Genomic DNA, 24,890 nt, shown 5'->3' with positions numbered 1-24,890 from the left:
TGGGTGCACAGTGCTCGCCCGGTCGGTGCACAGTGCTCGCCCGGTCAGGGTTGGGGGGGCGGTGGGGTGCGGTTATCAACTGACGCGACGTCCGGCGCTAGCGTGCCGGGCATGGTGCAACGAGTGCTCCCGACCGAGGAGGCCGCCGACCTGCTCGCGCTGGTCCGTGAGATCGCCGACGAGCAGCTCCTCCCCCAGGTGGACGAGGCGGAGGCCGCGGCCCGGTTCCCGCGGGAGGTCTTCTCGATGCTCGGCCGGACCGGCCTGCTCTCGCTCCCGTTCGCCGAGGAGCACGGCGGCGGCGGACAGCCCTACGAGGTCTACCTGCAGGTGGTAGAGGAGATCGCCCGGGGCTGGATGTCGGTCGCCGTCGGCGTCTCCGTGCACTCCCTCACCGCCTCCCCGATGGCCCACTTCGGCACCCCGGACCAGCAGCAGGCCTGGCTGGGCGGGATGCTCTCCGGCGACCAGCTCGGTGCCTACGGCCTGTCCGAGGCCCAGGCCGGCTCGGACGTCTCCGCCATCCGCACCCGCGCCGTCCGGGACGGCGACGACTACCTGCTCACCGGCAGCAAGGCCTGGATCAGCCACGCGGGCCACGCCGACTACTACACCGTCTTCGCCCGCACCTCCGACGACGGCGGCCGCGGCCTGTCCTGCTTCCACGTCCCCGCGGACACCGCCGGGCTGTCCTTCGCCGAGCCCGAGCGCAAGATGGGCCTGCACTGCGACACCGTCGGCGAGATGGTGCTCGACGGGGTGCGGATCCCCGCGTCGCACCGGATCGGCGCCGAGGGGCAGGGTATGCCGATCGCGCTCGCCGCCCTGGACGCCGGGCGGCTGGGCATCGCGGCCGCCGCCACCGGTCTCGCCCAGCGGGCCCTGGAGGTCGCCACCGCCTACGCGCAGCAGCGCGAGCAGTTCGGCCGGCCGATCGCCAGCAACCAGGGGCTGGCGTTCCTGCTCGCCGACATGGCCGCCGCGGTCGGCACGGCCAGGGCCACCTACCTGCACGCCGCCCGCCTCAAGGACGCCGGCCAGCCGCACACCCAGGAGGCCTCGATCGCCAAGCTGGTCTCCACCGACGCCGCGATGCGGGTGACCACCGACGCCGTGCAGGTGCTCGGCGGCTACGGCTACACCACGGACTTCCCGGCGGAGCGGTTCATGCGGGAGGCCAAGGTGACCCAGATCTTCGAGGGCACCAACCAGATCCAGCGGCTGGTCATCTCCCGCCAGCTGCTCGCCCAGCACGCCTGACCCCCCACCCGAGAGGACCCGCACCATGCAGATCACCGAGCGCACCGTCGCCCTCGTCACCGGGGCCGCCAGCGGCCTCGGCGAGCAGAGTGCCCGCCGACTGCTGGACGCCGGGGCCAAGGTGCTCCTCGTGGACCTGCCCGGTGGCCGGGGCGAGGAGCTGGCCGACGAGCTCGGCGACCGGGTGAGCTTCGCCGCCGCCGACGTGCGGGACGGCGAGCAGGTCGCCGCCGCGGTCCGCGCCGCCACCGACCTGGGCGAGCTGCGGGTGGTGGTGAACTGCGCCGGGGTCGCGACCCCCGGCCGGATCCTCTCGCGCCGCGGGGTGGCTGACCTCGAGGCATACCGCACGGTGGTGGAGATCAACCTGATCGGCACCTTCAACGTGCTCCGGCTGGCGGCTGAGGCGATGGCCGCCAACGAGCCCGACCTCGCCGAGCACGGCGACCGGGGCGTCATCGTGATGACCGCCAGTGTCGCCGCCTACGACGGCCAGGTGGGCCAGGCCGCCTACGCCAGCTCCAAGGCGGGGGTCGTCGGGCTCACGCTCACCGCCGCCCGCGACCTCGCCGACAAGGGCATCCGGGTGATGACCATCGCCCCCGGCGTCTTCGAGACCCCGATGATGTCGGGCCTCGGCGACGAGGTGAAGGACTCGTTGGAGGCGCTGGTGCCGCACCCCTCGCGCCTGGGCCGACCCACCGAGTATGCCGCGCTGGTCGCCCACATCGTGGAGAACCCGATGCTCAACGGCGAGGTCATCCGCCTCGACGGTGCGTTGCGGATGCCCCCGCGCTGACCCGTTCCCGGCGCCCTGCCCGCCAGGCGCGCCAGGCTCCGGTCGACCACAGCGCCCACGCCACCAGCACCGGCTGGAAGAACAGCCGGACCAGGCGCCCCTGGTCGGTCTCCAGCCCGAAGGCGTCCCGACCCTCGACGTACTGCGCGACGTTGCCGGGGAAGATCGCGACGAAGAAGGCCGCGGTCAGCCACCCCATCAGCACCCGGTGCCGAACGAGCAGGAGCAGACCCAGCCCGAGGGCCAGCTCGGCCACCCCGGAGGCCAGCACCACGAGGTCGGCGTCCACCGGCACCCAGCTCGGCACCTGCGCCTGGAACTCCTGCCGCCCGAAGGTGAGGTGGCCGGTGCCGGTGAAGAGCAGCGCGGCACCGAGCAGGAGCCGGGCCAGGGTGCGCGGCCAGGACGTCCGCGTCGGCCTCGCGCCCGTCGAGCTCACCGGCTCTCCCGCGGCAGCAGGTGGCTCGCGAGGAAGGCCACCGACTCGTCCAGGATCGGGTCGACGGGCCGCCCGACGAAGCAGTGGTCGGCGTCCTGGACGATCGAGAGCCGTGAGTCCGCCCCGGCAGCGACCAGCGCGTCGTGGATCCGGTGGGCGTCCTCGACCGGCACGATGCTGTCCTGGGTACCGTGCACCACGAGGGTGGGCGGGGACCACGCACTGACCTGCGAGACCGGCAGCAGCGCCCGGACGATCCCCGGGTCCGCGGCCGGGCCGGGGCCGTCCCAGCCGGCCAGGAACGCGTGGAACTGGTCGTTGGGGGTGTACCAGGCGACGAGCGCCGCCGGCAGCGGCTGCGGGCCCTGCACCCCGACGGCACCGAGCAGGTCGACATCGTCGACCACGTCGCCGTGGGCGGCACGGGCCGGCGCGAAGGACGCCATGCACGCCAGATGGCCCCCGGCGGACTCGCCCCAGACGCCCGTGCGCGACGCGTCGACGCCGAGCTCGTCGGCATACCGGTGCAGGTAGCGCAGTGCTGCGTGCACGTCGTGCACGCAGGCGGGGAAGGGCGCTTCACCCAGGTGCCGGTAGTCGATGGTGGCGACCGCCATCCCGGCGGCGACGACCTTCTCGAAGAGCCCCTGCTGGGTCCACCACAGCGGCAGGTAGCGGCGGTCCCCCTCGGCCCAGCCCCCGCCGTGGATCCAGACGACCAGCGGGGGGTCGCTCACCCCGACCGGGACGTGCAGGTCGAGGGTCAGCGAGCGGTGGCCCCGCAGCATCGCGTAGGTGAGACCGGTGCGGCTGCGGGCCCCGGCGACGACCTCCCCGGTCAGCGGCGGCAGGTGCGTGGGCGGCGCCCCGGTCTCGGTCGGGCGCAGGTCTCGGATGTCCATGCGCCCCAGCCTAGGGTCGGCGGGCGCGCCAGCCCTGCGGGTCGACGTGCCAGCGGCGCAGCCGCTCCAGCTCCGTGGGAGGCACCGCCAGCAGGGTGATGAGCCGTCCGTCCCGGGCGACCGCCTGCACCCGCCAGGCGTGCCGACCGGGCAGGTCGGTCCGCAGGTCCAGGATGTCGTCGCGGGTCAGCCGGGTGACCTGCGCCCCGGAGGTGAGCACGATGGCCTCCTCCTCCAGCCGGGTGCCGCTGCGCTCGCGCCGGCTGGCCCAGACCAGGAAGGCCCCGTAGCCGGCCCACAGGGAAGTCAGGCCCACCTCCAGCGGCCGCCACGGCCAGGCCACGACCAGCGCCCCGACGGCGCTGAGGATCACGGCGACGCCGATGCCCGCGCGCAGGGTCGGCAGCCAGCGCGGCTGCATCAGCCACTCCTGCGGTTCCGCGCCGGGCGCCACCGCACCCGCCTCAGCGGCGCTTCAGCCGCTTGCGCAGGGTGGCCACGTCGCTCATCGGGACCCCGGGCAGCTCCACCGCGCGGCCGTTGCCCAGCACCGCCACCGCTCCCCCACGTCGCGGGTCCTCGCGCACCGCCGTGACGGCGCCCCGCTCGATCTCCAGGGCCCGCACCCCGTTGTGCACGACCAGACCGTCGGCGGACACGGTGGTGCTGCCGCCGATCCGCAGGTACGTCACCGCGATCAGCACGAGCACGGCCAGCCGGAGCACCAGACCGACCAGGTCGTCGCTGACGGCGACACCGCCCGAGGTGTAGTGGCGGACCGTGAAGACGATGACCAGCACGAACGCCAGCACCAGGGCCCACGACAGGGCCTTGGGCCGGTGCCGGGTCCAGGTCATCGGGCGCTCACCCCGACCGGGCGGGGCGCCGCTGCCGGCGACGGGCACGCGGGGGCGAGGGAGGGCATACCCCCAGCCTAGGGACCCCACCCCGTTCCCGCGGTATGCCGGGGCGCAGACTGGACGTCCGTCGTCGCCGAGGAGAGGTCCGACCGTGTGGTTCGACTCGTGGTCCGCCGTCCTGAGGATCGTGCTCGTCGGGGCCGCCTCGTACGTCGCGCTGGTGGTGCTGCTGCGCCTCAGCGGCAAGCGCGTCCTGGCCAAGCTGAGTGCCTTCGACCTGGTGGTGACCGTCGCGCTGGGCTCGATGCTGGCCAGCGCGGTACTCAGCAAGGACGTGCGCTACGTCGACGCGCTGACCGGGATGGCCCTGCTGGTCCTGGCCCAGCTCGCCGTCACCACGGTCACCAGCCGGCTGCCCGGAGGACGCTCCTTCGTCAACGCCGAGCCGACCGTGGTGGTGATGCACGGCCGGCTGCTGGAGGAGGCCCTGACGCGGATGCGGCTCACCCAGGACGAGGTGATGCAGGCGATCCGCTCCTCCGGGCACGGTGGTCTGGACTCGGTCGGAGCGGTGGTGCTGGAGCCGGACGGCACCCTCAGCGTCGTCGGCCGCTCCTCGGTCGGCGACGGACAGGCGCTGGCCGCCGTCCCTGGCTGGTCCGGGACCCGGTCGGGCTAGCAGGTCAGTGCTGGAAGGTCAGGGCTGGCAGCCGGTCGACCCACCCCGCGCAGGTAGCCTGCCAGGGACGACGTGGAGGAGACCTCGGATGGCCCGCCGGACCGACAGCACCAGGACCTACCCGCTGAGCCGCGATGAGATCGTCGGCAAGGCGCTCGAGGTCATCGACGCCGACGGCCTGCCTGCGCTGAGCATGCGCAGCCTCGGGGCGGCGCTGGGCGTGGAGGGGATGGCGCTGTACCGGCACGTGAGCGGCCGGGAGGACCTGCTGGAAGGGGTGGTGCAGCAGGTCCTCGACGGTGTCCTGCAGTCACTGGACCCCGAGCTCACCGCCACCTGGCAGGGCTACCTGCAGAGCCTGGCGCACGCGGTGCGGGACGTGGCGGTGACCCACCCCCGGGTGTTCCCGCTGATGGCCACCCGCCACCCGGCCGCAGCCTGGCTCCGGCCACCGCTGCGCAGCCTCGCGGTCGTCGAGCACTTCCTGGACACCCTGGACCGGCTCGGCTTCGAGGACGAGCAGATCGCGACCACCTACCAGGCGTTCACCTCCTTCCTGCTCGGCCACCTCCTGCTGGAGAGCCTGCAGCGCGGGGCGCCCGGCGGTCCGGCCGACGAGCCGCTCGACGAGGGTGAGGCGACGGTGCCCAACGCCGACGGCAGGACCGACGTCGACCGGTTCCCGGCTGTGGTGCGGCTGCGGCCCCTGCTGAGCAGGGACACCGCCGACCAGCACTTCGAGATGGCGCTGGAGATGCTCATCGACCGGCTCGAGATGACGCGCAGCCAGTAGCCCGGCTCAGGCGTCGGTGTCGCGACCGGCGTCACGGTCGGCGTCGCGGCGCAGCTCGCGCCCCTGCCGTATGTCCTCGCGGGCCTTCTCCTCGTCCTTCCGGATCTTCGTGTCGTCACGCGGCGGCAGCTGGATCTGCTCCTCCGCGTGCTGCCCGGCGAGCAGCTCCCGGGTGCGCTCCAGCTCGGCGTCGACCTCCGCGCCGAAGAGCAGCGCGAGGTTGGTGATCCACAGCCAGAGCAGGAAGATGACGACACCGGCCAGCGACCCGTAGGTGTTGCCGTAGCTGGCGAAGGTGGCGATGTAGAACCCGAACCCGGCCGAGGCCACCGCCCAGACCACGAGTGCCACGATCGCGCCGACGCTGATCCACCGGAACGTCGGCTGCTTCACGTTGGGGGTGGTGTAGTAGAGGATCGCCACGACGAGGACCACCAGGGCGACGATGACCGGCCACTTGGCGATGCGGGCCACCAGCAGGGCGGTCGACCCGAGGCCGACCGCGTCCCCGACGGCCTCGGCGACGCTGCCGGAGAGCACCAGCAGCAGGGCGACGACGACCACCAGCAGCAGCATCACCAGGGTGACCAGCAGCAGGACCGGACGCAGCTTCCAGACGGGCCGGCCCTCCTCGATCTCGTAGACCGAGTTCATCGCCCGGCTGAAGGCGTTGACGTACCCGGAGGCGGACCACAGCGCCGTCAGCAGGCCGAGCACCAGCGCCAGCCCGGCCCCGGGGGACGAGGCCAGGGACTGCACCACCGGTTCCAGGGTGGAGGCCCCCTCCTCGCCGACGACCTGGCCGAGGACGGGCATCACCGCGTCCAGGGTGGCCTGGCTCTGGCCGACCACGCCCAGCAGCGAGAACAGCGCGATGAGGGCCGGGAACATCGCCAGCACGGCGTAGTAGGTGAGCGCCGCCGCCAGGTCGGTGCAGTCGTCGTCGATGAACTCCCGGAACGCCTTGCGCGCCGTGTACCTCCAGCCGGGGCCGCTCACGTCGGTGGGCGAGTCCGGCTTGTCCGCGGACTCGGGATCCCGCTGACGGCGATCCTGGTCGGCGTCCGTCTGCCGGCTCACCGGCGGGTCCTGCGAGCGACGCCGGACCAGAGGGTGACGACCGCCACCCCGCTCAGGGCCAGGGCGACCAGCCGCGCCGGGTCGGTGTTCGAGTCCGGTCCCTCGCCCGGTCCGGTCAGCGTCGACCGCACCTTCGCCGTGGCGGAGCTCATCGCGTCGCGGGCCCTGGCCTTCACGTCCAGCCGCGCGGACAGGGCGTCGACGGTCTGCGCCAGGTCCTCACGGTGCCTCTGGATGGTCTCCTCGATCTCCTGCACTTCCGGCGTCGCCGCCGTGTCCTGCTCCGTGTCGTGAATCATCGGTGCGCCCCTTCCTTGACCTGCGCCAGGTCCTGCTGGACGGACTCCTTGGTGCGCTCCGGCGTCAGCGGGGTCGCCTCGTCCACCTGCTTCTTGCCGATCAGGCCCGCGACACCCGCGGATGCCAGCAGCGCAAGGCTGACGACCAGCGCCGCGGCCCAGGCGGGCAGCACCAGCGCGAGGGCCAGGATGGCGGTGGTGACCAGCCCGGCGGCACCGAGGAACCCGAGGAGGCCGCCGGCGCCGAACAGGCCGACGCCCCTGCCCGCGTGCGACGCCTTCTCGCTCAGCTCGGCCTGGGCGAGCCGCAGCTCGTCACGGACGAGCGTGCTCACCTGCTCGGTCAGCCGCGAGACGAGTTCGCCGGTGGAGGGATCGCTCCCGGGGGTCGTCGATCCGGGGGACGCGGATCCTGGGGACGTCGATCCGGGTGCCGTCGGTCCTGGTGCTGCCATGGGTGCCTCCTGGTGGTCGTGAGGGTGGTGCGAGATCAGCGGAAGAGGCCCTTGACGACCTGCGAGGCGCGCTGCTGCTCACCCTGCTGGGCGCCGAGCACGATGACGGCGCCGACCAGGACGGGGGTGGCCCACTGCAGGATGCGCAGCTGCTTCTGCTGCTCGGCGAGGTCGGTGGGGGTGTCCGAGCGGGGCGCGGTGGCGGAGTGTGCGGCCGGAGTGTCCCCGTCCTTGAGGTGCTGGGCGATCTTGCCGCCGAGGACTCCCGAGTAGGCGGTCGTCGCGAGCGCGGCTCCGGTCAGGACGATCTTGGTCACCGTGTTGGCGCGGACACCGTCCTGGTGGCGGGCACGGGTGCGGTTGTCCAGCAGCACACCGGCTCCGCCGACCAGGTGCAGGGCGATGGAGGCGGCGGCGACCGGGGACCAGCGCGCCCAGCCGGAGGTGGCCACGGTGAGGGCCTCGCGCCCGTCGGAGGTGTCCGCGGAGGCGCCGTTCAGGCCGGTGGCTCCCATCAGGGATCCGCCGAACCAGGAGGCGGCGCCGAGGTCGTGCATGGACCGGACGAAGGTGGCGCGGTTGCTGCTCATCTGAACTCCTCAGGGTGGTGGTGCATGGTTGTGTACACCGTAAGCACCCTGTCCGTGCCCTGCGTCCTGAACGTCCACCCCCCTCCGCGGGGGCGCCCGGAGGTCAGCGTCCGGAGAGCCTGCGGACCACCCGGTGCAGCGCCGAATGGTCCAGCCCGCCGTCGCCGGTGGCGACGAGCGAGCGCATCAGCTGCCGGACGACCCCGCCGACCGGCAGCACCACCCCGACGTCGTCCGCCGCTGCGTGCGCGATCCGCAGATCCTTGTCGTGCAGCGTGGCGCGGAACCCGGGCGTGTAGTCCTGGTTCAGGAAGGCGTCACGCTTCCTGGTCAGCGCCGTGCTCCCGGCCAGCCCGCCCCCGAGGACGTCCACCGCGGGGCCGAGGTCGACCTGGTGCGCCTCCAGGAACACCAACGCCTCGGCGATCAGCTGCAGGTTGCCGGCGACGATGAGCTGGTTGGCGGCCTTGACCACCTGCCCTGACCCGGCCTCGCCGACCCGCACGACGGTGCTGCCTAGGGCCTGCAGCACAGGGAGTGCGGCCTCATGATCCGCCTCGTCGCCTCCCACCATGATCGACAGCGCGGCGTCGATGGCCCCCTGCTCGCCACCACTGACCGGGGCGTCCAGCACCCGGTGCCCGAGGGCACCCAGCTCCTCGGCGATCTCGCGGCTCACGGCCGGGTCGATCGTCGACATGTCGATGACCAGGCCGCCCTCGCCGAGCGGCAGGTCGGCATCGAGCAGCACGGCCCGCACGTCAGGGCCGTCCGGGAGCATCGTCAGCACCACGTCGGGGTCGGTATGCAGCTCGCCGAGCGAGTTCACGACCGGCACCCCCTCCTGGCGGGCACGGTCACGGGACGCCGGGGTGCGCGTGTACGCCCGGACGTCGAAGCCGGCGCGGGCGAGGTTGGCGGCCATCGGCCGCCCCATCACCCCGAGTCCGACGAAGGAGACCTTGTGCATACGTCCTGCCTTTCCTCGATTGGGTTGGTTCGCCCGGGCCGGGAGCACAGGATCTCCTTCGGCGCGGAAGCGAACGTGCTCAGCACCGTCCCAGTATGAGGCCGGCACCGAAGGTGAGCGGTATACACCCGGCTGACCTGCGAAGACAGCCTCCACGCTGTGTGATCTATTTCACTTCTGCATGTTGTTCCGGTATGTACGCAGACGGGTTCGGCTGACTTAACATTCCCTCGACGGGGCGTCGCTCCGACCGGCCCCGATCGGCGCGGCTGCACGACCACATCCCCGGAGAAGCACATGTCCCTACCCCGCCTTACCCTGCGGCCGCCACTCGCCCTGCTCACGGCCCTGCTGGCCGCCTTCGCCCTGATGCTGGCCTCCCTCGTCGCCGCCCCTGCGGTCTCGGCCATGGAGGACGACGCCGCTCAGACCGCGGATCCGGCTCCGGTCGAGGAGGCACCCCAGGCCCTTCCGGCCGAGGACTTCGTCGTGGACTACGTCGGCCCCGAGTGCTGGGACAGCTCCTACAACGTCTACGTGGAGTACGCCCGCGACGACACCGACCTGCGCCTGGTCCTGCAGGAGCAGGTGGACGGCACCTGGGTCACCCTCAGCACCCAGCGCTTCTACGACGGCTCGGCCGCCGTCTGGAGCGACTGGCTCGAGGAGGGGGAGACCGGCACCTTCCAGGTGCTCGTCTACGACCGCACCTCCGCGGCGGAGCAGACGCTCCTGCACGGTCCGGTCACGGTCACCGGCGTCTCCAGCGAGGGCTGTGACGGCGAGGAGTTCCCCTACCTGCCCGAGGACGAGTGGACCGTCGCCGAGCCCGACTGCGGGACCGTGACCTTCACCAGCCGGACGGACGTAGAGATCGCCGTGGTCTGGATCGTCGAGGACGCCACCACCTACGAGGAGAACTACTTCTTCCTCGCGCCTGGCGAGTCCCACACCATCGAGACCGCGTACGACTCCGTCTACTGGGTGAGCATCACCGGCCTCGACGAGGACCTGCTGCCCATCGACGATGAGATCTCCTTTGCCGGTGAGGGCGACGTGGAGGTCGAGCAGGACTGCGCCGTCCCCACAGAGCCCGAGCCCACCGAGCCGACCCAGCCGGAGCCCGGGCAGCCCGGTGACGACGAGCACACGATCCCCGGCAAGGTGCAGACCGACGGTGGCGCGAACACCGCGACCATGAGCCTCGGCCTGGGGCTGCTGTCCCTGGCGGGCCTGGCACTCGTGCGCCGCACCGTCTGATCCGACCTCCCGATGCCCCCGCCGCGCCCACCGGCCCGACGGGGGCGTCATCGTCACCCACCCGAGGAGCCACCCGTGGCCATCAGCCCGAGCACCGGCCCGCATCGACGGACCCTGCGCAGGGGGGCCACCGTGAGCCTGCTCGCGCTCGCCCTGGTCGGTGCACTGCTGACGTTCTGGGGGTGGCGGGGAGGCTCGGCGGTGGGCCAGGCCGATACCGACATCGCGACCGCACCGCCGTCTGCTGCAGCATCTGCCTCGCCGGCCCCGGCGCCGGCGCCGACCGAGGCCATCACCGCGACCCGGGACGCCCGCGAACGTCCCACGCCGAAGGCACCGCGCAGGACGTCGACCCCCGTACCGACCGCGACCCAGGCCCCTTCACCTGCAGCGACCGCCGAGCCCACCCCGACGCAGGTTCCCGCCATCGCCGACGTCGAGGCGGGCCCGGTCCACGTCACCATCTCCCGTGGTGCCGAGGTCCTGGTGGACGCGCCCGTCGCCCTCACCCAGCTGAACGACCGGGACGAGCTCAACCCGCCCGCAGGGGTGGTGGGCTGGTACGGCCCGCCGGAGTGGGCCACCGTGCCGGGTGACCTCTCGACGTACCCCGGGGTGCTGGCCGGGCATACCAGGTATGACGGCGTCCAGGACGTGTTCCACCGCCTGGGCGAGGTGCGCGCCGGGGACACCATCACGATCGGCTACGCCGACGGTGAGCAGGCCAGCTTCAGCGCCGACGCGGACGCGCTGTCGGTGCCGAAGAACGACGTCACCGAGAAGGCCGGCTCGGACTACGCCTGGGTATGGCGTCTGCCCGACCCGGACCGCAAGGTCTCGTTGTTCTCCTGCGACCTGGGGCAAGGGATCGACCTCACCGGGCACAGCGTGAACAACTGGGTGGTGCAGGCGACCCGGACGGCATGACAACCATCACCGGTATGCGGCCGTCCGGCCTCGGCCGTAGCGTTGACCACATGATCCTCAGCCGGGGCGTGCCGCTGCTGCTTCTCCTCTCCGCGTGCCTCGGCGTCAGCGGCTGCAGCATCGGGTGCACCGCGGTGGGAGCCGCGAGCGGGGTCCAGGTGCTGGTCACCGGAGATGCCGCGGTGGCGGAGGAGGACACCCGGATGGACGTGACCACCTGTGTCCGCGGCCACTGCCCCGCCACCGCCCAGGACCTCGCCGCCGGGGAGCGGCCGAACTTCTTCGTCGAGGCGCCCTGGGTCGACTCCGAGCGGCCGGTCGAGGTGCAGGTGACGGTGCACGAGGGCCGTCGCGTCGTCGCCGGACCGGTGACCCTGACGGTCACCCCTGAGGTCGTCCAGCCCAACGGTCCGCACTGCGACCCGACGGAGTACGTCGCGACGGTCGAGGTGGCGGCGCACCCCTGACCAGCGCTCGCCCTGGCATCCCGTCACGGCCGGGCCGAAATGGCCTCGACAGCCGCTCGCCGCGGATCGTGTCCGCGGCCCTCAGCTCTCGAGGGTGCGCAACCAGCGACGCCAGGCCCCAAGGCTCGCGACGGTCGACGTTGTCGGGATGAACTCGAGCGCCAAGGCGCCCTGGTAGCCCGCCTCCACCGCGGTCGCGACGAAGGTCTCGATCCGGCCGTCACCGCTGCCGGGCTCGCCCCGGTCAGGGGTGTCGGCCAGCTGCACGTGGTGCACCGTCGCCCCCAGCTCACGGGCGGTGGCCACCGGGTCCTCGCCGTTCCGGGCGAGGTGGAACTGGTCCAGCAGGAAGCCGAGGTTGGTGACCCCGGTGCCGCGGCCGACGCGGTCGATGATCGCCAGGGCGTCGGCGGACGTCTTCATCGGGTAGGGCGGCATCCCACTGACCGGCTCGAACATGATGGTGGCATCGATCTCGGCGGCCTGGGTCGCGGCATACGCCAACGAGCCGTCGGCGACCGCGTCCTGCTCCTGCGCGTCCAGGCCCTCCCGTCGGTGCCCGTACGGGGCGTTGAACATCCGGGTGCCCAGCCGACGACCGATGTCCATGGCGATGTCGACGCTGTCCCGGAACTCCTCGACCCGTTCGGGATAGGAGAGCACCCCGCGCTCCCCCGCCGGCATGTCACCGGCGAAGAGGTTCATCGCGGTCAGCGAGACCCCCGCCTCGTCGACAGCCCGGACGAAGCGGTCCACCTCCTGGGTGGACGGGCGACCGGTGGTGCCGAACGGCCACCAGAACTCCACCTCGGTGAAGCCCGCCTCCCGGGCGGCGGCGGGCCGCTCCAGCAGCTCCGTCTCGGTGAACAGCAGGCTCAGGTTGGCTACCCAGCGCAGGTTGTCGAACATGACGGTCCTCTCAGACGGTGGTGGAGACGCCCCAGGGCTGTCCGTAGGTGGTGGTGAGGTGCTCGACCTCGTCCGCGGCGAGCAGGCGCGCCTCCGGTCGCTGCCCGACGGACAGCGTCACCCGGGCGGCCTGCTCGATCTCGATGGCCCGGGCGACGGCCTCCTCGACGGACGCGCCGGCCACGACCGGGCCGTGGTTCTGCAGCAGCGCCCCGTGACAGTCCACGGTCAGGTCCCGCAGGGCGGCGGCCTGACCGACGTCCCCCGGAGGTGCGTACGGGACCATCGGCAGGTTCCCGACCCGCATCAGCAGGTAGGGCGTCAGCGGCGGCAGCGCGCTGTGCTCGGCCCACGCCGGCAGGCAGGAGGCCGCGACGGCATACGGGGAGTGCAGGTGCACGACGCAGACGGCCTCAGGGTCGCGGACGTACAACGCCCCGTGCAGTCCGTACTCCTTCGAGGGTCGTGGCCCGCTCACGTGCTCGAGGCCCTCGGCGGTCACTGTCATCCTGGACAGCGCGGTAGCGTCGAGCCGGCTCAGCGACGACCCGCTCGGGGTCAGGTGGACCTCGGAACCGACCCGCACCGAGATGTTTCCCGACGCGCCCGGGGAGAGACCGAGCTCGGCCAGGTGACGACCTGCCCAGCACAGCTGCTCGACGGTGGCGCTCATCGCAGGGCCTCCCAGGCGGTGAGGAACAGGTCGGCGGTGCCGAAGTTGCCCGATTTGAGGACGACGTTGTGGTCGGTCCCGCCGGCATCCGTCCCGCTCAACCAGGAGACGCCGGGGCTGAGGGGCTGGCCCACCCGCAGTCGTCGTACCCCGAGGCGCTCAAGGACCGCACCGGAGGTCTCACCACCGGCGACGACGAGCTGCAGGGCTCCGGCACCGGAGAGCAGCGCGGCAACGTCGGCGAGCGCGGCCTCCACCAGCGGGGCGGTCGCGGCCCGGACGGCGGGGTCCGGGTCGACGTCGCCGGGGTGGCCCACGGAGTAGACGAGCACCGGACTCCCCGGTGCGCGACGCCACTCCTCGCAAACCCAGGACACGACCCGGTCCAGTTCCGCGTCCCGGTCCCCAGCCAGGGCCGCGACGTCGAGGCGGCGATGGGCCAGGTATGCCTGTGCACGCTGGACCTGCTCCTGGGTCGCGGCCGAGGCGCTGCCGGAGAGGATGAGCTTCTCCGAGCCGGTTTCGGTGACCTCCTCCGGCTGTCCCACCCCCGCGAGCGCACCGAGGGCCAGGCCGGAGCCACCCGTGACGAGCGGGTCCTGCCTCGTGGCCTCGGCGATGACCGCGAGGTCGTCGTTGGTGAGCGCGTCGACGACGACCAGGCGCCGACCGTCCGCCTCCGCCCGGTCGAGGACCTCGCGGACGGCGGCAGGGCCCTGGCGCACGACCTCGTGCGGGACGAGCCCGACCTGGTGCACCGTCTGGGGGCTCAAGATCCGGACGACGTCGGAGTCCCACATCGGGTTGAGCGGATGGTCCTTGAGCGGGCTCTCGTCCAGCGGCTGGGAGCCGACGAAGAGGTGCCCCTGGTAGACGGTGCGGTGGTTGTCCGGGAAGGACGGGACCACGACCGCACGGGAGGCCCCGGTGAGCTCCAACAGCGCGTCGGCCACCGGGCCGATGTTCCCCTGCGGCGTGGAGTCGAAGGTGGAGCAGTACTTGTCGTAGAGCTGCTCGTAACCCAGCCCGCGGAGCAGACGCGCGGCGGTGAGGCTCTGCTCCACCGCGGCGTCGGCCGCGATGCTGCGGGTCTTGAGGGCGACGACGACCGCGTCGTCGTCCTTGAGACCCGCCAGTTCCGCGGGGTCGTGCTCGGCGCCCAGCAGCACGGAGGTCCGCAGACCTCGCGCACGCCAGTTGCCGGCCAGGTCCGTCGCGCCGGTGAAGTCGTCGGCGATGGCTGCGTGTCTCACGGTGGCTCCTCGTCAGTAGCCGAGCAGGCGGGGCAGGAACAGGACCACGTCGGGGAGCAGCGCCAGGATCACCACGACGGCGATCAGGACGCCGACCAGGGGCAGCACGGCCACGGACACCTTCTCGATGGTGGTCCGGGCGAGCTTGGCGGTCACGAACAGGCAGACACCGACCGGAGGGGTCGCCACCCCGAGCGCCAGGGCGGCCACCACGATGACACCGACGAAGAGCGGGTCCAGATCGGAGCTGCTGGTGATGCCCACGATGATCGGCGCGATGATCGCGATGGCGGCGTTGGTCTCCATGAAGCTGCCGATGACGATCAGCAGGGCGACCAGGACGAGCATGATCGCCCACTCGGACTCGAGGTTGCCGAGCAGGGCGTCCGCCGCGGTCCGCGGGATGCGCTCGTAGGTCATGATGTAGCCGAGCACGGCCGCGGTGGCGATGACGGACAGGATCACGCCGGTCGTCACGGCGGTCCGACGCAGGGCGTGGTAGAGCCCCGACCAGGACAGGCTGCGCAGGAAGATGCCGGCCACGACCAGGGTGTAGCTGGCCCCGACGGCGCCCGCCTCCGTCGGGGTCATGAACCCGAGCAGGATGCCGCCGATGATGATGACCGGGATGGCGAGCGCGCTCAGCGCCTGCAGCAGAGCGGTGCCGACGACGCTCAGGCTCTCCCGTTGGTGGACAGGGACCTGGTAGCGGGTGGCCATCCAGCGGACCACGAGCGCCAGGCCGAGGACGGACAGCAGGCCGGGGACGTAGCCGGCGACGAACAGGCCGCCGATCGAGACCCCGGTGAGCGAGCCGTAGACCACCATCGAGATGCTCGGCGGTATGACGGTGCCCAGGCTGCTCGAGCTGCTCTCGATGGCCGCGGCGGCCGCCGGCGGGTAGCCCTGCTTCTTCATCGCCGGGATGGTGATGGAGCCGGTACCGACCGAGTTGGCCACGGACGAACCGGAGAAGGAGGACATCGACGCGCTGGACACGATGGCGACCATGCCCATACCGCCGCGCAGGTGGCCGACGAGGACCTGCGCCAGCCGGACCAGGCGGTCGGAGATGCCGCTGGCGTTCATCAACTCGCCCACCAGCACGAAGAAGGGGATGGCGAGCAGCGGGAAGGAGGACGCCTCGGAGGCCATCAGCTGCGGGATGATCGTCAGCGGCACGCTGGCCGGCATGAAGAAGTAGACGTAGGCCAGGGAGGACAGACCCATGGCGAAGGCGATGGGGACCCGCAGCAGGAGCAGGACCACGAACGAGAGCGCGAGGACGGTGACACCCATGTCAGACACTCTCGATGTCGTCGTCGTACCGCGTGTGCAGGGTCAGCGTGGGCTCGCCGCGCCAGAGCTGGACCAGGTTGGCGCAGACCCGGAGCACCACGAAGGCGGACGCCAGCACCATGCCGACCAGGACGGACGCGTACTGCCAGGCCGGTGAGATCTGCAGGCTGGGCGTCAGCCGCCCGCCGTCGAGGGCCAGCTGGACGTACCGAAGGGCCTCGAAGGACACCAGCACGAGGAAGACCAGCAGGAGCACGTCGGCCAGGACGGTCACGGCCGTCTCCAGCCGACCCCGCAGCCGCGAGACGAGCGCCGTGATCGCGAGGTGCCCGCCCTCCAGGAAGCCGAGCACCAGCCCCACGAAGATCATCCAGGCGAAGAACAGGGTCGCCAGCTCGGTGGACCCACGAGGGACCACCCCGAAGAACCGGAGCACCACGCTCCCGGTGATGACGACCACCACCCCGGCCACGAGGAAGACCGCTATCGCCTCCAGGACCTTGGCCGGGTACCGCAGCACAGACACGACCCGCATGGCTGCCTCTCTCTCCGTCGTCCGTGACCCGGGTCCGCGGGTATGCCGCGGACCCGGGTACTGGTCAGTTCTGCAGCTCGGTGATCTGGTCGCGGCTCATGTCCAACCCGGACAGGTGCTCGTCGACGGAGGCCTCGGTGGCGGCCCGGAACGGTTCGATGTCCGGGGTGACCACGTTCATGCCCTCCTCGCGCAGCAGCTCCAGCTCCTCTTCGTTGGTGGTGAGCTGCAGGTCGGACTGGAACTCGCCGGCGTCACGGATCGACGTCAGGATGAGCTCTTGGTCCTCCTCGCTCAGACCGCTGAAGAACTCCTCGTCCATGAGGACCGTCTGGTTCTGGGTCATGTGACGGGTCAGGGTCAGGTTGTCCTGGACCTCGTAGAGCGCGTTCTGGTAGATCGTGCTGATCGGGTTCTCCTGGCCGTCGATGACGCCGGTGTCCAGGGCCGAGTAGACCTCGCTGAACGGCATCGGGACCGCCTCGGCACCGAAGTCCTGGATGGCCATGGTGTGCAGGTCTGCCGGAGGGGTCCGGATGACCAGACCGCTCATGTCACCCGGCTCGCTGACCTCGGTACCGGCCGTCGTGAGGTTGCGGTTGCCGTACCACCAGGCGTTGTCGATGACCCGGTAGCCGGTGTCCTCGGCGCAGGCCTCGACGATGCCGGCGTTCCAGTCCGAGCCGGTGAGCTCCTGGAGGTTGGCGTACTGGTCACGGTCACCCTCACCCTCCAGGATGTAGGGCAGGGCGTACACGCCCAGCTCGGGGCAGGTGTCGGCGGCGACGGCGGTCGCGACGATCGCGACGCGCACGTTGCCCATGGTGAGCCCTTCCATCATCTCGGGCTCGGAGCCGAGCTCCTCGGCCGGGTAGACCTCGACGGTGATGCGGCCGTCGGAACCTTCGTCGACCAGCTCCTTGAACCTCTCGGCGCCCTGGTTCATCGGGACGGTCGCGGCCTGCGAGTGGCCGATGGTGAGGGTGATGGACTCCTCGCCGCCGCCCTCAGCCGCCGCCTCGCCGTCGTCGCTGTCGTCGGCGCCGCTCCCGCGTCCGCCGCAGGCCACCAGGGCCAGTGCCGTGGACGCAGCCAGGGTTGCTCGCAGGACTGTTCTTGTCTGCACGTTGATCGTTCCTCTCCACGCGCCATTGCAAGGATATGTGCGTTCGCACAACGCTTTGACCGTAGCGTAGCCAGCGACGCCGCGTCAACGCGAGATATGCGTGTTCGTTAGAACACAACATCGAAGCCGAGCGGTAGTGTGCACCCGACACCGACCGTCGCTCCCTCGTTCCTGGAGGCAACCATCACCGATCTGCAGACCCAGACCGGTCGCGGCTCAGGCAGCCTCCCGGCCGACCAGCGTCGCTCGCACATCCTGGAGGCCGTCCGCTCGGCCGGGGAAGTCGACGTGCGTCGGCTCGCCGCCGACCTGGGCGTCTCCCAGATGACGGTGCGGCGGGACCTCTCTCATCTCGACCGCGTCGGCCTGCTGCGGCGGGTGCACGGGGGCGCGACCGTCCGCGCCTCCCCGACGGCCCGCTCCGAGGTGATGCCGGCCGAGAAGACGGGCATCGCCCAGGCCGTCGCGGGGCTGGTCCAGGACGGTGATGTGGTGGGCATCGACGTCGGGAGCACCTGCACCGCTGTCGCCCACCAGCTCGCTCTGCGCGAAGGACTGACGGCGGTGACCACGTCGCTGCACGCCGCGCTGGCCTTCCAGACCTCGCCCAGCAGATGCGTGCTGCTCGGGGGGATCGTGACCCGCGAAGGGTCCCTCGTCGACGGAGGACCGCTCGTCCACCGACGCGAGCTCAACCTCACGAAGCTGGTGCTCGGCTGCGGCGGCGTCTCCGCCGACCGCGGTATCACCTACTTCGACCTGGGTGAGACCGCCATCCGCGAGGACCTCATCGAGCGCAGCGAGACCGTCATCCTGGCCGCCGACCACTCCAAGTTCGAGGTCGACAGGGCCATCACCCTCGGGGGCCTGGGGGTCATCGACGTGCTGGTCACCGACGCGGAGCCGCCGCAGCGGCTCGCCGAGGCGCTGCGGGCGGCTGACGTGGAGGTCGTCGTCGCCTCGACGTGAGGCGACTCCCTGACCTCATGCCCCTGGGCCGGCCCGGCTGATCACGCCGGGCCGGCCACAGCACCGTCACACAGCACTACATCCGTCACCGGATGGAGCACTCACCCCCACTGCCGGTCATAGCTCCAGTCCCCGTCCCAGGAGGAGGTGTCAGCGAACCACTGGCTCTGCGGGTGGAGCCTGGCGCGCATGGCCTCCTCGTTGATGCCGGTGAAGCCGAGGCCGGGACCGTCCGGCACGGCGATGTGCCCGTCCTTGAGGATTCCCTCCGGGAGCCCGGTCACCAGGTCGGCCCACCCGGGCACGTCGGCGGCGTGGAACTCCAGGGCGAGGAAGTTCTCGGTCACGGCTCCGATCGCCACACTGGCCATCGTGGCGATGGGGGTCGCAGCGAGGTGCAGTGCCATCGGGACGCCGTACCCCTGCGCCAGGTCCCCGATCTTCTTGGTCTCCAGGATGCCGCCGGCCGAGGCCGGGTCGGGGTGAGCCACCCTGATGGCCTGGGCATCCAGCAGGGGCTTGAAGCCCTCGGCGAGATAGATGTCCTCCCCGGTGCAGGTGGGGGTCGCGATGGACTCGGTCAGCTGCCGCCACTGCTGGGTGTACTGCCACGGGATCAGGTCCTCGAGCCACTCCAGCGAGAACGGCTCGAGGGCGCGGGCCAGCCGGATGCAGGAGTCGACGTCCATGTAGCCGAAGTGGTCGGCAGCGATCGGCAGCTCGTAGCCGACGACCTCCCTGACCCTGGCGACGTAGTCGGCGATGTACTCCACGCCCAGCTGGGTGATGTGGGTCCCGGTGAACGGGTGCATGGTGAAGGGCAGGTCCTTGGGGTGCCGGGTCCGCTCGACCGGCCGGGCGATCACCGCGCCGGGCACATCCCACAGCAGGGAGAGTCCGACGTCCATCTTCACCATCTGGAAGCCCTGGCGCTGGCGCTCCAGGAGCTTGGCACCCATGGCTTCGGGGTCGCTCTGCTCCTGGGTGTCGGCGTAGACGAGGATCTCGTCGCGGTACTTGCCCCCGGCGAGCAGCCAGGCCGGCACGTCGTAGGCCTTGCCGGCGAGGTCGAGCAACGCCATCTCGACCCCGGACACCCCGCCGCCCTGGCGCCCCGGGCCACCGAACTGACGGATCTTCCGGAACACCTTCTCGACGTTGCACGGGTTCTCACCGAGCAACCTGCTCTTGAGCATCAGGACGTAGTTGACGCTGGACTGGTCCCGGGCCTCACCCCAGCCGGTGACGCCCTGGTTCGTGTCGATCCTGATGATCGTGTGCCGCATCGGCACGCCGGACAGCTCCGCGACGCGCACGTCGGTGATCCTCAGGTCACTGGACCTGGCACCGGTGTTGAGACGGTTCTCGAGCCCGAGCTCAGTCATGTTGTTCCTACCTTCGTTGTCGGTGTGGGCGGTCATCGGCGGGCGAGGAGCCACTGCTGGAAGTCCGACTCGACCTCGTGGCTCCACTCCGGTATGTCGATCTCGGCGCTGGTGTAGACGCGGTCGGCGAGACGCGACTTGCCGAAGATGTCGCGCATCTGCGTTCCCTCCGCGTGGGCGGCGACGGTCTCCGCCAGGTGCGGCGGAATGACACTGACCCCTGCCGACGTCGCGAGGATCACGTCACCCGGCAGGACCGTCACACCGCCCAGGCGCACGGGCACGTTCAGCCCGGCGATGGTCACGTCACCGATGCCCGTGGGGTGCGAGCCCTGGTGGAGGATGTTGATCGTCGTGATCTCCGCGATGCCCTGGGCGTCGCGGATCCCGCCCTGGATGATGGCGCCGGTCCCCGTCCGGGTGGACACGGCCGTGGCCAGGTTGTCCCCGACGAAGGTGCCGTGCTCGATCTTCCCGAAGAGGTCGACCACCATCACGTCGTTGTGCTCGAGGCTCTCGACCACCCACCAGTTCTGCTTGACGACCTCGCCACCGGAACGCTGCTCCTGCCGTCCGGCTTCGAGGATGACCTCGTCGAAGTCGGGCCTGAACGGGAGGAACTGAGCGGTGACCGCACGGCCGACGAACGAGTGGCCCGGGTTCGTCTCGCGCCACCCGTCGGCGAACTGGTGGTGGTAGCCGGCGTGCTTCATCGGCTTCCAGGCCTGCTCCACCGTGATGCCGCGCAACCGGTCCAGCACCTCGTCGCTGACGCGCGGACGTCCTCCGGGGAATCGCTCGCCCACCCACCGTGGAGTCAGCGCCGTCATGACGGATTCAGCGGGTTCAATCTGCATGGGTCCTCTTATCTTGGGCAGCATCGGATGTGATCCGGTCCTCCGATGGTGTGAACGCCGGGCCCGAGGCGGGACCGACGGTGATACCGGCACGTGGGTGTCCGGAGGTCTCGTCGTAGAGATGGCACTGGACGCCGACCGCGTCCACCTGGATCGTCCGAGGGCGTTGCTCGCGGCAGACGTCGGCGACGAACGGACACCGGGAGGCGAACGGGCAGCTGTCCGCGCCCGCGTCGGTGTCGGAGTCGGTTCTCACGTCCACGCCGGAGCCGGCCCGCGCGAGCTGACGTTCCTCGCGCTTACGGCGCTGCAGCTGCGGGTGCGGCACCGGGACCGCGTCGAGCAGGACCCTGGTGTAGGGATGCAGCGGAGCCGAGCACACCTGAGCGGCGGGACCGGACTCCATGACCTGGCCGCGGTAGAGCACCACGACCCGGTCCGCGAGGTGGTTGATGACCGCGATGTCGTGGGAGATGAACAGGTAGGCGACACCGAGCTCCGCCTGCAGCTCCTGGAGGAGCAGCAGGATCTGTGCCTGGGTGGACACGTCCAGGGCGCTCACGCTCTCGTCGCAGACGATCAACCTGGCGCCGATCGACAGGGCCCGGGCGATGGCGATGCGTTGTCGCTGCCCGCCGGAGAAGGAGCCTGGGTACCGGTCGGCAGCGTCGGCGGGCAGGGCGACCCGGTCCAGGAGCCGTCCGATGACCTGCCGAGCCTCGCCCGCGCTGTGCCGACCGCTGGCCTGCAGCGGTTCGCTGAGGATCTGCCCGATCGTCATGGCCGGGTTCAACGAGCTGTAGGGATCCTGGAAGACCACCTGGAGGTCCTGGGCGAGCTCGGCCCGGCGACGGCGGGACAGGCCGGTGATCTCATGCCCCTCGAAGCGGATGGACCCCTCCGTGGCCGGCGCCAGACCGAGCACCGCCCGCCCGATCGTCGACTTCCCGGAGCCGGACTCGCCCACCAGCCCGACGGTCTCGCCGGGGGCCACGCTGAGGCTGACGCCGTCGACGGCGCGGAAGGTGCGACGCCGACGGACGCGGTAGTCGACCGCGAGTCCCTCGATCGTGAGGAGCGCCTCGGGCGCATCTCCGGTCTGCCCGGCCGTTCCTGCCGGCCCGGCATCGTGTCGGGAGGTCGTGGGGGTACTCATCGGTCACCTGCTCGTCGCGACGTGTCGGTGACGGCCCCTGCCGACGCCATCACCGGGGAGAGGTCCAGATCCTGCGAACGCACGCAGCGCACCGAGTGGGCCGGGTGCACCGGTTCCAGAGGGATCGGCCCGGCCCGGCACACGTCGGTGGCGAAGGAGCACCGTGCGGCGAACCGGCAGTGCTGCGGCCAGGCGCTGGGCAACGGGACGGTGCCGGGGATCCCGCTGAGCTCCTGCTCGACGCCCAGCAACGGCGTGGACGTCATCAGGGCCTGGGTGTAGGGCATCTGGGGGTTGTCGAAGAGGTCGTCGACCGGGGCCTCCTCGACGATCTGACCGGCATACATGACGATCACCCGGGAGCAGATGTCGGCGATCACCCCGAGGTCGTGGGTGATGAGGAGCAGCCCCATCCCCAGCCGCTGCTGCAGGTCCCGCAGCAGGTCGAGGATCTCGGCCTGCACGGTGACGTCGAGCGCGGTGGTCGGCTCGTCGGCGATGAGAAGGTCGGGCTCGCCGCTGATCGCCAGCGCGATGGCGACCCGTTGGGCCATCCCTCCGGACAGCTGGTGAGGGTAGGAGGTGAGCACGTCCTCGACGCGGGGGATCCCGACCAGGGCGAGCAGCTCCCGTGCACGGGCACGGGCGGACGACCTGTCGTGGCCGTGACCCCGCAGCACCTCGATCATCAGGCTGCCCACGGTGAAGGCCGGGTCCAGCGCGACCATCGGTTCCTGGGAGATCAGCGCGACCGTGCGGCCACGGAGGTCACGGAAGCTGCGCGGGGCCGACTCGGTCGAGCCACCGGCGATGCGGATCCGGCCATCCACGCTTCCCGGCTCCGGGACCAGCCCGATGAGGGCCAGCCCCGTCATCGTCTTGCCGCAGCCGGACTCTCCCACCAGACCGATGACTTCCCCACGCCTCATCGAGAACGAGACGCCACCGACGACGGGAACCGGTCCGTCCTCACCGGGGAACGAGACGGACAGGTCCTGCACGTCCAGCAGGAGATCGCGGTCGTCCGTCGCCACCGCCTGCGGAGCCGCCGTCCCTGCCCGCGCAGATCGTGTGCGGGCCTGCGAGGCGTCCGGCGACGTCGAGCGAGAGGCATACATCGCGTCGCGCAGGTAGTCCCCGAGAAGGTTGAGGGCCAGGACGGTGATGACGATCATCACGCCGGCCGGGGCCAGCAGCCACGGGTGGACGTTGATCGCGCTGGCTGCCTCGGAGATCATGCCTCCCCAGTGCGGCACCGGCGGCGGAGCGCCCAGCCCCAGGAACCCCAGGCCGGCCTGGACCACCAGCGCGGTCCCCAGCGCGGCCGACCCCTGGATCATCACCGGACCCAGCGCGTTGGGCAGCACGTGCCGGGACAGGATGCGCCCCGTCGACAGTCCGGCGACCTTGGCCGCATCCACGTACAGCTCCTCGCGGACGGCCTGGGTCGAGGCGCGGACCAGGCGGATGAAGGCGGCCGACATCAACAACCCCAGCACCATCATGGCCGCCCAGATGTTGTTGCCCAGCACCGTCGCCACGGCGAGCAGGACGAGGATCGTGGGCAGCGTGATGAGGATGTCCTGGATCCAGCTGATCACCGCGTCGACGGTCCCGCCGGCGTAGCCGGCCACCAGCCCGAGCGCCGTTCCCAGACCGATGGCGATGGCCACCGCGAAGCCGGCACTCAGCAGCGTCTCCCACCCGCCGTACAGCAGCCTGGCCAGGACGTCCCGGCCGAGCATGTCCGTGCCCAGCCAGTGCTCGGCGCTGGGGTTCTGGTACGACCTCGCCAGGTCCTGCTGCAGCGGCTCACCGATGTCCAGGGTGCGGTACACCACGCTGAGGACGACGACCAGGAGGATCCAGGCGAGGCAGGCCACAGCACCTGGTCGTCGGAGCAGACGTGCTGCCGTACCGCTGCGCCGGCGCTGGCGCACGACTCGGCTGTCCTCGGGGGTCCCGGTCTGTTCGACGCTCATGCCCTCACCTTGGGGTTGACGACGGAGTTGAGAAGGTCGACGGCCAGGTTGATGACAACCACCGCCACCGCGGTCACCAGGAGAACCCCGAGCACCACAGGAAGGTCGTTACGGGCAAGGGCGGTCATCGTCAGCTGCCCCAGTCCGGGCACGGCGAAGACCTGTTCCACGATGATCGATCCGCCGGACAGGTTGACGAACTGGATGCCGAGCGTGGTCAGCACCGGCACACCGGAGTTCTTCAGGACGTGCCGGTAGAGCACCGAGTTCTCGCTCAGCCCGTTGGCCCGCAGGGTGCGCACGTAGTCCCGGCCGAGGTTCTCGAGCATCGCGGAACGGGTCTGGCGCGCGATGGCCGAGATGGAGACCGTCGCCACCGCGATCACCGGGAGCACGAGGTGCAGGGCCCACAGCTGTGGGTCCTCGGCGAGGGGGACGTACCCGGTCGCCGGCAGCACGTCGAGGGTGAGCGAGAAGGCGAGCACCAGCAGCAGGGCCAACCAGAAGTTCGGCACGGCCAGCGCCAGGACCGTCCCGCTGACCAGGATCCGGTCCAGGAACCCGCCCCTCACCGCAGCGATGACACCGATCGGCACGCCGATCAGCAGGGAGAGCACCAGCGACAGCACCACCATCGACAGCGTGACCGGAGCGCTCGCGACGATGCTGTCCAGCACCGGCTGGCCGTTGTGCCACGAGACCCCCAGGTCGCCCCTCAGCGCGCTGAACACCCACTCGGCATACCGTTCGACCACCGGACGGTTCAGTCCGAAGCTCTCGCGGATGGCGGCGATCGTCTCCGGTGTGGCGTCCTCCCCGGCGCGGGAGTCGGCGATGTCGGTGGGGAGCAGGTTGAGCAGGAAGAAGGCCAGGGCCGAGACCCCGAAGAGCATCGGCAGGGCATACAGGAGCCGCTTGGCGATATAGCGCATTGCATCCGTCGCTTTCTGGGATCGGCAGGTCGGG

28 protein-coding genes are annotated in these 24,890 nt (G+C 71.1%); 8 read left to right on the top strand and 20 right to left on the bottom strand.

Translation table 11 applies throughout. The annotated features are described in order from the left end of the window. The first annotated feature begins 111 nt into the window (after nucleotides 1-111). Together ACI3EY_RS15160 and ACI3EY_RS15155 are read left to right on the top strand one after the other, a co-directional pair. Nucleotides 112-1,260: an acyl-CoA dehydrogenase family protein gene (locus tag ACI3EY_RS15160; RefSeq protein WP_405040981.1), complete on the top strand. Its 1,149-nt coding sequence runs from the start codon at nucleotides 112-114 to the stop codon at nucleotides 1,258-1,260. A 25-nt stretch (nucleotides 1,261-1,285) separates the two neighbouring features. Then, complete coding sequence (locus ACI3EY_RS15155; RefSeq protein WP_405040980.1) at nucleotides 1,286-2,059, top strand: SDR family NAD(P)-dependent oxidoreductase; 774 nt, start codon at nucleotides 1,286-1,288, stop codon at nucleotides 2,057-2,059. Here ACI3EY_RS15155 and ACI3EY_RS15150 read toward each other — a convergent pair. From ACI3EY_RS15150 to ACI3EY_RS15135, 4 genes are read right to left on the bottom strand one after another with little or no spacing between them, the layout of a single operon-like run. Next, entirely contained in the window at nucleotides 2,019-2,498 is a 480-nt protein-coding gene (locus ACI3EY_RS15150) for a DoxX family protein (RefSeq protein WP_405040979.1), read from the bottom strand. The two genes, ACI3EY_RS15155 and ACI3EY_RS15150, sit on opposite strands and share 41 nt — an antisense overlap. Further along, on the bottom strand, nucleotides 2,495-3,400 hold the full coding sequence (locus ACI3EY_RS15145) for an alpha/beta hydrolase fold domain-containing protein (RefSeq protein ID WP_405040978.1): 906 nt from the start codon (nucleotides 3,398-3,400) through the stop codon (nucleotides 2,495-2,497). The genes ACI3EY_RS15150 and ACI3EY_RS15145 overlap by 4 nt, the downstream gene beginning before the upstream one ends. A 10-nt stretch (nucleotides 3,401-3,410) precedes the next feature. Continuing rightward, complete coding sequence (locus ACI3EY_RS15140; protein ID WP_405040977.1) at nucleotides 3,411-3,821, bottom strand: hypothetical protein; 411 nt, start codon at nucleotides 3,819-3,821, stop codon at nucleotides 3,411-3,413. Nucleotides 3,822-3,864: 43 nt separating this feature from the next. Then, nucleotides 3,865-4,257: a hypothetical protein gene (locus ACI3EY_RS15135; RefSeq protein ID WP_405036328.1), complete on the bottom strand. Its 393-nt coding sequence runs from the start codon at nucleotides 4,255-4,257 to the stop codon at nucleotides 3,865-3,867. A gap of 154 nt (nucleotides 4,258-4,411) precedes the next feature. Between ACI3EY_RS15135 and ACI3EY_RS15130 the strand changes: the two genes are divergently transcribed. Both ACI3EY_RS15130 and ACI3EY_RS15125 read left to right on the top strand, forming a co-directional pair. Next, the gene (locus tag ACI3EY_RS15130; protein WP_405040976.1) at nucleotides 4,412-4,939 is read left to right on the top strand and encodes a DUF421 domain-containing protein; all 528 of its coding nucleotides are present in this window, start codon (nucleotides 4,412-4,414) and stop codon (nucleotides 4,937-4,939) included. Nucleotides 4,940-5,027: 88 nt separating this feature from the next. Next, on the top strand, nucleotides 5,028-5,732 hold the full coding sequence (locus tag ACI3EY_RS15125; RefSeq protein ID WP_405040975.1) for a TetR/AcrR family transcriptional regulator: 705 nt from the start codon (nucleotides 5,028-5,030) through the stop codon (nucleotides 5,730-5,732). A 6-nt stretch (nucleotides 5,733-5,738) separates the two neighbouring features. Here ACI3EY_RS15125 and ACI3EY_RS15120 read toward each other — a convergent pair whose 3' ends face one another. From ACI3EY_RS15120 to ACI3EY_RS15100, 5 genes are all read right to left on the bottom strand, one after another. Then, entirely contained in the window at nucleotides 5,739-6,812 is a 1,074-nt protein-coding gene (locus ACI3EY_RS15120) for a YihY/virulence factor BrkB family protein (protein WP_405040974.1), read from the bottom strand. After that, nucleotides 6,809-7,111 carry a DUF3618 domain-containing protein gene (locus ACI3EY_RS15115; RefSeq protein ID WP_405040973.1) on the bottom strand — a complete coding sequence of 101 codons (303 nt, stop codon included), beginning with the start codon at nucleotides 7,109-7,111 and terminating at the stop codon, nucleotides 6,809-6,811. The genes ACI3EY_RS15120 and ACI3EY_RS15115 overlap by 4 nt, the downstream gene beginning before the upstream one ends. Further along, a complete protein-coding gene (locus ACI3EY_RS15110) occupies nucleotides 7,108-7,566 on the bottom strand; it encodes a phage holin family protein (protein WP_405040972.1) in 459 nt (152 codons plus the stop codon). Before ACI3EY_RS15110 ends, ACI3EY_RS15115 begins: the two co-directional genes overlap by 4 nt. Nucleotides 7,567-7,601: 35 nt before the next feature. Then, on the bottom strand, nucleotides 7,602-8,156 hold the full coding sequence (locus ACI3EY_RS15105; RefSeq protein ID WP_405036322.1) for a hypothetical protein: 555 nt from the start codon (nucleotides 8,154-8,156) through the stop codon (nucleotides 7,602-7,604). 103 nt (nucleotides 8,157-8,259) lie between these two features. Then, nucleotides 8,260-9,174, bottom strand: a complete 915-nt coding sequence (locus ACI3EY_RS15100) for an NAD(P)-dependent oxidoreductase (protein WP_405040971.1) — start codon at nucleotides 9,172-9,174, stop codon at nucleotides 8,260-8,262. A gap of 249 nt (nucleotides 9,175-9,423) precedes the next feature. On the opposite strand from ACI3EY_RS15100, the gene ACI3EY_RS15095 reads away from it, so the two are divergent. From ACI3EY_RS15095 to ACI3EY_RS15085, 3 genes are all read left to right on the top strand, one after another. Continuing rightward, nucleotides 9,424-10,386 (top strand): hypothetical protein, encoded by a 963-nt coding sequence (locus ACI3EY_RS15095; RefSeq protein WP_405040970.1) that lies wholly within the window; start codon nucleotides 9,424-9,426, stop codon nucleotides 10,384-10,386. Nucleotides 10,387-10,461: 75 nt separating this feature from the next. After that, nucleotides 10,462-11,313 carry a class F sortase gene (locus ACI3EY_RS15090; RefSeq protein WP_405040969.1) on the top strand — a complete coding sequence of 284 codons (852 nt, stop codon included), beginning with the start codon at nucleotides 10,462-10,464 and terminating at the stop codon, nucleotides 11,311-11,313. Nucleotides 11,314-11,363: 50 nt separating this feature from the next. Next, nucleotides 11,364-11,780, top strand: a complete 417-nt coding sequence (locus ACI3EY_RS15085) for a hypothetical protein (RefSeq protein ID WP_405036319.1) — start codon at nucleotides 11,364-11,366, stop codon at nucleotides 11,778-11,780. 81 nt (nucleotides 11,781-11,861) lie between these two features. On the opposite strand, the gene ACI3EY_RS15080 is transcribed toward ACI3EY_RS15085, so the two are convergent. The 6 genes from ACI3EY_RS15080 to ACI3EY_RS15055 form a co-directional block, all read right to left on the bottom strand. After that, the gene (locus tag ACI3EY_RS15080; RefSeq protein WP_405040968.1) at nucleotides 11,862-12,689 is read right to left on the bottom strand and encodes a hydroxypyruvate isomerase family protein; all 828 of its coding nucleotides are present in this window, start codon (nucleotides 12,687-12,689) and stop codon (nucleotides 11,862-11,864) included. Between the two features lie 10 nt (nucleotides 12,690-12,699). Next, nucleotides 12,700-13,362 carry a class II aldolase/adducin family protein gene (locus ACI3EY_RS15075; RefSeq protein ID WP_405040967.1) on the bottom strand — a complete coding sequence of 221 codons (663 nt, stop codon included), beginning with the start codon at nucleotides 13,360-13,362 and terminating at the stop codon, nucleotides 12,700-12,702. Further along, nucleotides 13,359-14,615, bottom strand: a complete 1,257-nt coding sequence (gene otnK, locus ACI3EY_RS15070) for a 3-oxo-tetronate kinase (protein ID WP_405040966.1) — start codon at nucleotides 14,613-14,615, stop codon at nucleotides 13,359-13,361. Before otnK ends, ACI3EY_RS15075 begins: the two co-directional genes overlap by 4 nt. A gap of 12 nt (nucleotides 14,616-14,627) precedes the next feature. Next, nucleotides 14,628-15,914 (bottom strand): TRAP transporter large permease, encoded by a 1,287-nt coding sequence (locus tag ACI3EY_RS15065; protein ID WP_405040965.1) that lies wholly within the window; start codon nucleotides 15,912-15,914, stop codon nucleotides 14,628-14,630. A gap of 1 nt (nucleotide 15,915) precedes the next feature. After that, a complete protein-coding gene (locus ACI3EY_RS15060; RefSeq protein WP_405040964.1) occupies nucleotides 15,916-16,449 on the bottom strand; it encodes a TRAP transporter small permease in 534 nt (177 codons plus the stop codon). A gap of 64 nt (nucleotides 16,450-16,513) precedes the next feature. Continuing rightward, the gene (locus ACI3EY_RS15055) at nucleotides 16,514-17,575 is read right to left on the bottom strand and encodes a TRAP transporter substrate-binding protein (protein ID WP_405040963.1); all 1,062 of its coding nucleotides are present in this window, start codon (nucleotides 17,573-17,575) and stop codon (nucleotides 16,514-16,516) included. A gap of 138 nt (nucleotides 17,576-17,713) precedes the next feature. Between ACI3EY_RS15055 and ACI3EY_RS15050 the strand changes: the two genes are divergently transcribed. Beyond that, complete coding sequence (locus ACI3EY_RS15050; protein WP_405040962.1) at nucleotides 17,714-18,544, top strand: DeoR/GlpR family DNA-binding transcription regulator; 831 nt, start codon at nucleotides 17,714-17,716, stop codon at nucleotides 18,542-18,544. A 101-nt stretch (nucleotides 18,545-18,645) separates the two neighbouring features. Here ACI3EY_RS15050 and ACI3EY_RS15045 read toward each other — a convergent pair whose 3' ends face one another. Genes ACI3EY_RS15045 through ACI3EY_RS15025 form a run of 5 tightly spaced genes read right to left on the bottom strand, consistent with a single transcriptional unit; the run spans nucleotide 18,646 to nucleotide 24,856 of the window. Beyond that, the gene (locus tag ACI3EY_RS15045) at nucleotides 18,646-19,929 is read right to left on the bottom strand and encodes a mandelate racemase/muconate lactonizing enzyme family protein (RefSeq protein WP_405040961.1); all 1,284 of its coding nucleotides are present in this window, start codon (nucleotides 19,927-19,929) and stop codon (nucleotides 18,646-18,648) included. Nucleotides 19,930-19,961: 32 nt separating this feature from the next. Further along, complete coding sequence (locus ACI3EY_RS15040; RefSeq protein ID WP_405040960.1) at nucleotides 19,962-20,735, bottom strand: RraA family protein; 774 nt, start codon at nucleotides 20,733-20,735, stop codon at nucleotides 19,962-19,964. A gap of 40 nt (nucleotides 20,736-20,775) precedes the next feature. Continuing rightward, the gene (locus ACI3EY_RS15035) at nucleotides 20,776-21,942 is read right to left on the bottom strand and encodes an oligopeptide/dipeptide ABC transporter ATP-binding protein (RefSeq protein ID WP_405040959.1); all 1,167 of its coding nucleotides are present in this window, start codon (nucleotides 21,940-21,942) and stop codon (nucleotides 20,776-20,778) included. Next, the gene (locus ACI3EY_RS15030; protein WP_405040958.1) at nucleotides 21,939-23,924 is read right to left on the bottom strand and encodes a dipeptide/oligopeptide/nickel ABC transporter permease/ATP-binding protein; all 1,986 of its coding nucleotides are present in this window, start codon (nucleotides 23,922-23,924) and stop codon (nucleotides 21,939-21,941) included. The genes ACI3EY_RS15035 and ACI3EY_RS15030 overlap by 4 nt, the downstream gene beginning before the upstream one ends. Then, nucleotides 23,921-24,856 (bottom strand): ABC transporter permease, encoded by a 936-nt coding sequence (locus ACI3EY_RS15025; protein WP_405040957.1) that lies wholly within the window; start codon nucleotides 24,854-24,856, stop codon nucleotides 23,921-23,923. Before ACI3EY_RS15025 ends, ACI3EY_RS15030 begins: the two co-directional genes overlap by 4 nt. Between the last annotated feature and the right edge of the window lie 34 nt (nucleotides 24,857-24,890).

It is taken from the genome of Serinicoccus shuyuelongi, from assembly GCF_045032955.1.
In the GTDB taxonomy this organism is placed as follows: domain Bacteria; phylum Actinomycetota; class Actinomycetes; order Actinomycetales; family Dermatophilaceae; genus Ornithinicoccus.
Note: the sequence above shows the minus strand (reverse complement) of the source record. Positions and strands in the feature narration are given on the sequence as shown.

What these genes read in the sequence shown, in the direction of transcription:
- ACI3EY_RS15160 (WP_405040981.1), top strand. Translation starts at nt 112, where the DNA reads ATGGTGCAACGAGTGCTCCCGACCGAGGAGGCCGCCGACCTGCTCGCG.
- ACI3EY_RS15155 (WP_405040980.1), top strand. Translation starts at nt 1,286, where the DNA reads ATGCAGATCACCGAGCGCACCGTCGCCCTCGTCACCGGGGCCGCCAGC.
- ACI3EY_RS15145 (WP_405040978.1), bottom strand. Translation starts at nt 3,400, where the DNA reads ATGGACATCCGAGACCTGCGCCCGACCGAGACCGGGGCGCCGCCCACG.
- ACI3EY_RS15140 (WP_405040977.1), bottom strand. Translation starts at nt 3,821, where the DNA reads ATGCAGCCGCGCTGGCTGCCGACCCTGCGCGCGGGCATCGGCGTCGCC.
- ACI3EY_RS15135 (WP_405036328.1), bottom strand. Translation starts at nt 4,257, where the DNA reads ATGACCTGGACCCGGCACCGGCCCAAGGCCCTGTCGTGGGCCCTGGTG.
- ACI3EY_RS15125 (WP_405040975.1), top strand. Translation starts at nt 5,028, where the DNA reads ATGGCCCGCCGGACCGACAGCACCAGGACCTACCCGCTGAGCCGCGAT.
- ACI3EY_RS15115 (WP_405040973.1), bottom strand. Translation starts at nt 7,111, where the DNA reads ATGATTCACGACACGGAGCAGGACACGGCGGCGACGCCGGAAGTGCAG.
- ACI3EY_RS15110 (WP_405040972.1), bottom strand. Translation starts at nt 7,566, where the DNA reads ATGGCAGCACCAGGACCGACGGCACCCGGATCGACGTCCCCAGGATCC.
- ACI3EY_RS15105 (WP_405036322.1), bottom strand. Translation starts at nt 8,156, where the DNA reads ATGAGCAGCAACCGCGCCACCTTCGTCCGGTCCATGCACGACCTCGGC.
- ACI3EY_RS15095 (WP_405040970.1), top strand. Translation starts at nt 9,424, where the DNA reads ATGTCCCTACCCCGCCTTACCCTGCGGCCGCCACTCGCCCTGCTCACG.
- ACI3EY_RS15085 (WP_405036319.1), top strand. Translation starts at nt 11,364, where the DNA reads ATGATCCTCAGCCGGGGCGTGCCGCTGCTGCTTCTCCTCTCCGCGTGC.
- ACI3EY_RS15080 (WP_405040968.1), bottom strand. Translation starts at nt 12,689, where the DNA reads ATGTTCGACAACCTGCGCTGGGTAGCCAACCTGAGCCTGCTGTTCACC.
- ACI3EY_RS15075 (WP_405040967.1), bottom strand. Translation starts at nt 13,362, where the DNA reads ATGAGCGCCACCGTCGAGCAGCTGTGCTGGGCAGGTCGTCACCTGGCC.
- ACI3EY_RS15065 (WP_405040965.1), bottom strand. Translation starts at nt 15,914, where the DNA reads ATGGGTGTCACCGTCCTCGCGCTCTCGTTCGTGGTCCTGCTCCTGCTG.
- ACI3EY_RS15060 (WP_405040964.1), bottom strand. Translation starts at nt 16,449, where the DNA reads ATGCGGGTCGTGTCTGTGCTGCGGTACCCGGCCAAGGTCCTGGAGGCG.
- ACI3EY_RS15045 (WP_405040961.1), bottom strand. Translation starts at nt 19,929, where the DNA reads ATGACTGAGCTCGGGCTCGAGAACCGTCTCAACACCGGTGCCAGGTCC.
- ACI3EY_RS15035 (WP_405040959.1), bottom strand. Translation starts at nt 21,942, where the DNA reads ATGAGTACCCCCACGACCTCCCGACACGATGCCGGGCCGGCAGGAACG.
- ACI3EY_RS15030 (WP_405040958.1), bottom strand. Translation starts at nt 23,924, where the DNA reads ATGAGCGTCGAACAGACCGGGACCCCCGAGGACAGCCGAGTCGTGCGC.
- ACI3EY_RS15025 (WP_405040957.1), bottom strand. Translation starts at nt 24,856, where the DNA reads ATGCGCTATATCGCCAAGCGGCTCCTGTATGCCCTGCCGATGCTCTTC.